Raw genomic sequence first — 1,459 nt, forward strand, 5'->3', positions numbered from 1 at the left:
CCGCTTCGCTCGGCTGACCTCTCCCCGGCGGGGAGAGGAGATTGTCAGCGCCGGCGCCAACCTCTTCTCCCCCACGGGGAGAAGGTGGCCGCGGAGCGGCCGGATGAGGGGGCGGCGCCAACCTCGAAGGGCAAAGAACCATCTGCTCCACCTCTCAAAACCTGGGCAAATGCCTTCTTGCCGCCGTTAACCAGTTGGACGCGGCATATGGGTTACGTTAGCTTCGCCGCATCTCAGCAACAGCTTTAGAACAGTCTTGCCCCCTACCTTCCCTCTCCTCCAGAAACTCATCGCCCTATTGGCCGTGCTCGCGCTGGTCGCCGGCTGCACGACGGCGGCACCGCCGGAAAGCGTGCTGGCCGTGCCGGCGCAGCCGCAGAAATATGCGGCGATCGTGGTCGACGCCTCGACCGGCAAGACCCTGTTCGAGGTCAATTCGCGGTCGCAGCGCTATCCGGCGTCGCTGACCAAGATGATGACGCTCTACATGCTGTTCGAGGCGATGGAGAGCGGCCGGGTGACCAAGGAAACGCGGATCCCGGTTTCCGACCACGCCGCCTCGCAGCCGCCGACAAAGCTGCGCTTTAGGCGCGGCGAGACGATCGACGTCGATTCCGCCATCCGCGCCATGGTGGTTAAGTCGGCAAACGACGTTGCGGTGGCGGTGGGCGAATATCTGGGCGGCGGCTCCGAGGACCAGTTCGCCGCCATGATGACCGCCAAGGCGCGCTCGCTCGGCATGAGCGGCACCAATTTCCGCAACGCCTGCGGCCTGCCCGATGACGGCCAGGTGACCACGGCGCGCGACATGGCGGTGCTGGGCATGGCGCTGGAAAAGCGGTTCCCGCAGCATTTCCACTATTTCTCCGAAAGCGACTTCATGTTCCGCGGCAAGCTTGTGCGCGGCCACAACGACATGCTGGGCCGCGTGCGCGGCGTTGACGGCATCAAGACCGGCTACATAAGGGCTTCCGGCTACAACATCGTCACCTCCTATAATGCCGACGGGCGGCACCTGATCGTGGTGGTGATGGGCGCCGACACCGCGCGCCAGCGCAACGACCATGTCGAGGCGCTGATCCAGCGAAGCCTCGGACCGGCGATCGCCGATGCCGGGCAGCCGAGGCTGATGTATTCCGGACAGCAGCCGGCCTCGCCGCCGCCCGGCATGACGCCCTCGGACTCTGGTTTGCCGGGATTGCCGCCGTCCCCGGCCGCGCCTGCGTCGGCGCAGCCGGGCCAGCCGGCATCTGATTTTCCGTCGCCGGATCTGGCATCACCCGGCGCGCCGCTGCTGCCGACGCAGTAGGGGCGGGGTGAGCGGGGAAAGTCTGGGACGTCGGCGGGACAGCGCCCCCCTCTGGCCTGCCGGCCATCTCCCCCACTTGGGGGGAGATCAGATGTCGCGCCGGCTTTCGCCAACCGCGACGCGCAGGAATGAGCGGGACGCCGAAACCGC

1 protein-coding gene is annotated in these 1,459 nt (G+C 66.9%); it reads left to right on the forward strand.

What is annotated here, in order from left to right; all coding sequences use genetic code 11:
- The first annotated feature begins 256 nt into the window (after positions 1-256).
- A complete protein-coding gene (locus tag EOA23_RS34670; RefSeq protein WP_127307314.1) occupies positions 257-1,309 on the forward strand; it encodes a D-alanyl-D-alanine carboxypeptidase family protein in 1,053 nt (350 codons plus the stop codon).
- Positions 1,310-1,459: the final 150 nt, after the last annotated feature.

The sequence above is a fragment of the Mesorhizobium sp. M2A.F.Ca.ET.042.01.1.1 genome (assembly GCF_003997405.1).
GTDB lineage: Bacteria > Pseudomonadota > Alphaproteobacteria > Rhizobiales > Rhizobiaceae > Mesorhizobium.